Below are 6,258 nucleotides of genomic sequence, written 5' to 3'. Positions count from 1 at the left end.
TGGCGTTTCTTGTCCCCTTCGCCGTGCATTTCGGCGCGGTGATCACCGACGCGGTCCGGTCGGCGCGCGGGCGGCTGCCGCTGGGCCTGCTGATGACCCTGCTTCTGCTGACCTTCGGCGAAAACATCGAGATCGAGGCCTATCTGCTCTGGCCCGCGCTGCTGATGCTGGGGTGCCACCTGCGCGAAATGGCAGAGGTCAGGGCTTAGCCGAGCGCGTAACCGGCTCCGCGCACGGTGCGGATCGGGTCATCCCCCCCACGCACCGTCAAAGCTTTTCGCAAACGCCCGATATGCACATCGACGGTCCGGGTATCCACGTAGATATCGCGCCCCCAGACCCGGTCGAGCAATTGTTCGCGACTCCAGACCCGGCCCGGCTTTTCCATGAAGGTCGACAGCAGCCGGAACTCGGTCGGACCCAGCTTGATGTCCTCGCCCGCGCGGGTCACACGGTGGGTTTCGCCATCCAGAACGATGTCATCGTATTCCAACCGCTCGCCCACGGCAGCGGGGCGGGTCCGCCGGAACTGGGATTTGACCCGGGCCATCAGCTCGATCACCGAATAAGGCTTGGTGACATAGTCGTCGGCACCGGTTTCCAGCCCCCGCACCTTGTCGACCTCGTCGGACCGGGCCGACAGCATGATCACGGGGATCGCACGGGTGGCCGCGGTCATCTTTAGCTGCCGGCAGATCTCGATCCCGGAAACGCCGGGCAGCATCCAGTCCAGCAAGATAAGGTCGGGCGGGGCCTCTTTGATCTGCAGCAGGGCTTCGTCGCCGTTCTCGGCCTGTACGACCGTGAACCCCTCGGCCTCAAGATTGTAGCGGATGATCTCGCGCTGGGACGGCTCGTCTTCGACGACAAGGATCGTAGGGGTGGACATCACCGGACCTCGGTCATTTCCGTTGGTGTCTGATCCTGACGTGGACGATCATCATCCGGTAACTCGCCGGTGACCAAATAGATCGTCTGCTCGGCGATGCCGGTGGCGTGGTCGCCGATCCGCTCAAGATTTTTTGCGACAAAGTGCAAATGCATACCGACGGTGATATTGGCCGGTTTCTCCATCATGTGCGTCAGCAGGGTCCGGAACACGTTGTTGTAGATCGAATCCACCTCGGCATCGCGTTCACGGATGCTTTGCGCCGCGTCCAGATCACGCTGCATAAACGCATCCAGTGCGTCGGCCAGCATGGCCTGGACCAACTGGGCCTGGCGTGCGATCGCCGCGGTCACCTCGTCCAGGCTGGACGATGCCGCGATGGTGATGGCGCGCTTGGCGATGTTCTTGGCGTGGTCGCCGCTGCGTTCCAGTTGATTGGCGATGGTGAAGGTGGCCAGAACCACGCGCAGATCGACGGCGGTGGGGGCACGGCGCGCTATGATGTTGGCGGCCTCGGTCTTCACCAGCTCTTCCAACTCGTCGATGCTGCGGTCGGCCTTGACCGTCCGTTGGGCCAGATCCATATCCCGATCGCGCAACGCGTTGATTGCATCGGACAGCCCGGTTTCGACCAGCCCACCCATGCGCATCAGGTGTGCCTGGACGGCCTCCAATTCCGTGTCGAAGGACCGGACGATGTGCTTTTCCTTCATGGCTTCGTCGGTCATCCGATCCTCCCGGTGATATAGGATTCGGTGCGGGGATCTTCGGGGTTGGTGAAGATCTGGCCGGTGTCACCGTATTCGACAAGGCTGCCCAGGTGGAAAAACGCGGTTTTCTGGCTGACGCGGGCGGCCTGCTGCATCGAATGGGTCACGATCACAACCGAGAACCGCTCGCGCAGTTCGTCGATCAGTTCTTCCACCTGCGCGGTGGCGATCGGGTCCAGCGCCGAGCATGGCTCGTCCATCAGCAGAACCTCGGGCGAGGTGGCGATGGCGCGGGCGATGCACAGGCGCTGCTGCTGGCCGCCCGACAGGCCTGTGCCGGGCGCATGCAGCCGGTCCTTGACCTCGTCCCAGATGGCGCCGCGGCGCAGGGATTTTTCCACGATCTCGTCCAGGTCGGCCTTGGTCTTGGCCAGCCCGTGGATGCGTGGGCCGTATGCGATGTTGTCATAGATCGACTTGGGGAACGGGTTGGGTTTCTGGAACACCATTCCCACCCGCGCCCGCAACTGCACCGGGTCGATGCTGGGGTCATAGATATCCTCGCCGTCCAGCCGGATGTCGCCCTTGACGCGGCAGATGTCGATCGTGTCGTTCATTCGGTTGAGGCAGCGAAGGAACGTCGACTTGCCGCAGCCCGACGGCCCGATAAAGGCCGTGACCGTCTTGTCGAGAATGTCCACCGAGACGTCCTTGATCGCCTGGGTTTCGCCATAGAAGACCTGGACGTCCTGCGCCTTTATCTTGACGGCATCGACGGCGACGCCCGGTTCGATCTTGCTCATGTCATTCATCATGATGATCCCTTTGCGCTTACCAGCTGCGCTCGAATTTGTTCCGAAGATAGATCGCGATGGCATTCATCGTGACCAGGAAACCCAGCAGCACCAGGATCGCCGCCGAGGTCCGGCTGACGAAGCCGCGCTCGGGGCTGTCGGCCCAGATGAAGATCTGGGTGGGCAGGGCGGTGGCGCTGTCGAACGGGCCGGCCGGGGCCGAGGTGATGAACGCGTTCATCCCGATCAGCAGCAGCGGGGCCGTTTCCCCCAGCGCCTGCGCCAGCCCGATGATCGTTCCGGTCAGGATGCCGGGCATCGCCAGCGGCAGCACATGGCCAAACACCACCTGATGCTTGGACGCGCCGATGCCCAGGGCCGCCTCGCGGATTGACGGCGGCACCGCCTTGAGCGCGGCGCGGGTGGCGATGATGATCGTCGGCATGGTCATCAGCGCCAGCGTCATGCCGCCCACGAACGGGGCCGAGCGCGGCAGGCCGAACCAGCCGATGAACACCGCCAGCGCCAGCAGGCCGAACACGACCGACGGCACCGCGGCCAGGTTGTTGATATTGACCTCTATGAAGTCGCTGATCTTGTTCTTGGGCGCGAATTCTTCAAGGTAGATCGCCGCGCCGATGCCCAGCGGGAAGGAAATCGCGAAACATACGAACAGCGCCCAGAACGACCCGATCAGCGCGCCCTTCAGACCAGCCAGTTCCGGGAATCGGCTGTCGGCATTGGTGACCAGGCCGGTGTTCAGCGGCTTGCTGATTACACCTTGGGCTTTCAGCTGGTCGAACCAGGCGATCTCGGCATCGTTCAGACGGCGGTTCTGCTCGGGCGTGTCGCGGTCGATGGTGCCCTTGTTCAGTTGGTCATACGGATCCGATACCGGCACCGTCAGCGTGATGGTCTGCCCGATCAGAGAAGGGTCAGCCACCACCCGGTCGCGCAGTTGAAACTGGGCGCCGTTGGACAGGATGCCCGCCAGGGCCTTACGGGTGGCCCGGTCGCTGGTGTCCACCTCGGGCAGCAACTCGGACAGCGAGGCTTGCAGCACGTCCTTGAAGCCGCCGCGCGGCAGCTTTTCGGGCTTGATCTCCTCGGGGTCGACATAAACCTCGAGCGTGATCTTGGTCTGGGTAAAGGCCTGATATCCCGACGATACCAGCGAGGCCACCAGGATGAACAGCATCAGAAAGGCAAAGCCGATGGCGCCCAGGCCCAAGCCCTGCAGCAGCTTCTGCTTGCGGTTGCGGCGGGTCAGGCTGGCGCGTACGGCGTCGGCGGTGTTGTCCTGCGGGGGCGTCTTTTCGGGTCCTGCGGTCAGGTCAGCCATGGTCTTGGCCTCAGTCATAGGCTTCGCGGTACTTGCGCACGATGCGCAGCGCGAAGACGTTGATGATCAGGGTGACGACGAACAGCATCATGCCAAGGGCAAAGGCCGCCAGCGTCTTGGGGTTGTCGAACGAGGTGTCGCCGATCAGAAGCGTGACGATCTGCACGGTCACCGTGGTTACGCTGTCCAGAGGGTTGATGGTCAGCGAGGCGATCAGGCCGGCGGCCATGACCACGATCATGGTTTCCCCGATCGCGCGGCTGACGGCCAACAGGATGCCACCGACGATGCCGGGAATGGCGGCAGGGAAAAGCACGTTCAGAACCGTCTCGGCCCGGGTTGCCCCCAGCGCCAGCGCCCCGTCGCGCAGCGAACGCGGTACCGCCGACAGGGCGTCATCGGTGAAAGACGAGATGAACGGGATCAGCATGATGCCCATCACGCTGCCTGCGGCCAGCGCCGTGTTGGGCGACACCGGAATGCCCAGCGAGGCGCCGAAACTGCGCATCGCCGGCGCCACCACCAGGATCGCGAAGAAGCCATAGACTACAGTCGGCACGCCGGCCAGGATCTCCAGCACCGGCTTGGCCACCGCCCGCAAGCGGTCGGGTGCGAATTCGTTCAGGTAGATGGCCGACAACAGGCCCACCGGAACCGCCAGGAACAGCGCGACCACGGTTATGACGATGGTGCCGAGAATGACCGGAAGCCAGCCGAAGGCACCTTCGGCCGCAATCTGGTCTTCGCGCAGAGGGATCTGCGGTTCCCAATTCAGGCCAAAGAAGAACTCGGTGATCGGCACCATCTCGAAAAAGCGGATGGATTCGAACAGCAGCGCGGCAATGATACCGACGGTCGTAAAAATGGCGACGGTCGAGCAGAAGATCATCAGGCTTGACACGATGCGCTCGACCCCGTGGCGAGCGCGGAACGCAGCCCCCACGCGCGAGCGGGCAAAGGCCACGATCGCCAACGACAGAACGAGGACGATCGACAGCAGAACCCATCCCGACATCTTATGGAGCTCAAGATACCGCTGGGCCGCGGCCATCTTCCATTGTTCGGGCTCGCCGAAGATCTGCCCGCGCGAGATCGACTTAATCTCGGCCAGCACCAACTGGCGCCCGCCAGTGTCCAATCCGTCAAGGCTGCCGGCAGGCAGGCCCGACATGACCACATGGTCGATCACCGGGCCTTGCAGGATCAGCCACAGTACGATCAGCACAAAGACCGGAACCAGCGTGGACAGAAAAGAAAACAGCCCGTGATAGCCGGGCAGAGAGTGCAGACGCGCCCCATCTGCGCGCAGACCGGCTGCAGCCCGCCGGTTCAGCAAATATCCAAGGATACTGACGCCCAACAGCGCCGCAAACACGAAAGTCGTCATCTGCCCCCCAGGCAAAAAAATAGGCTGCCCGGTTTCGTGGCCGGACAGCCCCGTGAATTGCAAGTCTTACGACTTGGGTTCCATGTTCTGGCCGTTCAGGATTGCGTCCTGCAGCTCTTCACGGCGCTCGTCGGACAGGGCCACCAGGCCACGCTCGGCCAAATAGCCGTCAGCGGCCAGCGCGTCGTCCGACATGTATTCTTCCAGGAATTCGTCCAAGTTCGGGATCACGCCGCGATGCGCGTTTTTGACGTAGAAGTACAGCGGGCGGGACACCGGATAGGACTTGTCGGCGATGGTGTCGGCATTCGGCTCGACGCCTTCGATCTTGACCGGCTTCAGCTTATCCAAGTTTTCGTACAGGAACGAGTAGCCGAAGATGCCAACGGCGTTCGGGTCGGCCTCGAGGCGCTGAACGATCAGGTTGTCGTTCTCGCCTGCTTCGACGAAGGGTCCGTCGGTGCGCATGCGCGAGCAGTTTTCCTTGACCCAGTCGCCATCAAACCCGCCATTCTTGACAAAATCCAGCTCTTCGCAGCCGGCATGCATCGCCAGCTCGACGAAGGCGTCGCGGGTGCCCGAGGTCGGCGGCGGGCCATAAGCCAGGATTTCCACGGCTGGCAGGTCGGGGTTGACTTCGTTCCAGGTCTTGAACGGGTTGTCCTTCCACTCGCCATCAACCGGCACCTGGGCGCCAAGGGCCAAGTAGATGTCACCCAGCGACAGGTCCCAGTCCTGATCATTGCCGCGCGAGATGGCGATCGACAGGCCGTCGAACCCGATCAGGGCTTCCGAGATGTCTGTGACGCCGTTCTTTTGGCACAGCTCGTATTCCGAGGCCTTCATGGCACGCGATGCGCCGGTGATGTCGGCGGTGTTTTCACCGATGCCTTCGCAGAAGATTTTCATGCCGCCGCCGGTACCGGTCGATTCGACGATGGGCGAGGCTGCGCCGGTGTTGTTGGCGAACTGCTCGGCGACGGCCTGGGTGTACGGGAACACGGTCGAAGATCCGACGATGCGGATGGCGTCGCGCGCCGAAGCAGCAGACGCAGCAATGGCGGTGATTGCCAGAACCGAAGCGGTCAGTTTGATGGTGGTCATGGTCACTCCTGAAACTCAGCTTTGGCCGCCCC

At 62.8% G+C, this 6,258-nt stretch carries 6 protein-coding genes and 1 pseudogene; 1 reads left to right on the top strand and 6 read right to left on the bottom strand.

Annotation, left to right across the window (positions count from 1 at the left end):
- Positions 1-209 (top strand): annotated as a pseudogene (locus AC2FMM_RS16685) (O-antigen ligase domain-containing protein); the annotation flags it as partial.
- Here AC2FMM_RS16685 and phoB read toward each other — a convergent pair.
- The 6 genes from phoB to AC2FMM_RS16655 all read right to left on the bottom strand — a co-directional run bounded on the left by phoB (position 206) and on the right by AC2FMM_RS16655 (position 6,226).
- Positions 206-889, bottom strand: a complete 684-nt coding sequence (gene phoB / locus AC2FMM_RS16680; RefSeq protein ID WP_496797168.1) for a phosphate regulon transcriptional regulator PhoB — start codon at positions 887-889, stop codon at positions 206-208. The pseudogene AC2FMM_RS16685 and the gene phoB sit on opposite strands and share 4 nt — an antisense overlap.
- Positions 889-1,617, bottom strand: a complete 729-nt coding sequence (phoU, locus tag AC2FMM_RS16675) for a phosphate signaling complex protein PhoU (protein WP_496742522.1) — start codon at positions 1,615-1,617, stop codon at positions 889-891. Before phoU ends, phoB begins: the two co-directional genes overlap by 1 nt.
- Positions 1,614-2,411: a phosphate ABC transporter ATP-binding protein PstB gene (pstB, locus tag AC2FMM_RS16670; RefSeq protein ID WP_496685573.1), complete on the bottom strand. Its 798-nt coding sequence runs from the start codon at positions 2,409-2,411 to the stop codon at positions 1,614-1,616. The genes phoU and pstB overlap by 4 nt, the downstream gene beginning before the upstream one ends.
- Positions 2,412-2,430: 19 nt before the next feature.
- Entirely contained in the window at positions 2,431-3,753 is a 1,323-nt protein-coding gene (gene pstA / locus AC2FMM_RS16665; RefSeq protein ID WP_496797167.1) for a phosphate ABC transporter permease PstA, read from the bottom strand.
- Positions 3,746-5,122, bottom strand: a complete 1,377-nt coding sequence (pstC, locus tag AC2FMM_RS16660; RefSeq protein ID WP_496683068.1) for a phosphate ABC transporter permease subunit PstC — start codon at positions 5,120-5,122, stop codon at positions 3,746-3,748. The genes pstA and pstC overlap by 8 nt, the downstream gene beginning before the upstream one ends.
- A gap of 66 nt (positions 5,123-5,188) precedes the next feature.
- Positions 5,189-6,226, bottom strand: coding sequence for a substrate-binding domain-containing protein (locus AC2FMM_RS16655; RefSeq protein WP_496683071.1), 1,038 nt, complete (start codon positions 6,224-6,226; stop codon positions 5,189-5,191).
- Between the last annotated feature and the right edge of the window lie 32 nt (positions 6,227-6,258).

The sequence above is a fragment of the Ruegeria sp. BHSC043 genome (genome assembly GCF_059612985.1).
Note: the sequence above shows the minus strand (reverse complement) of the source record. Positions and strands in the feature narration are given on the sequence as shown.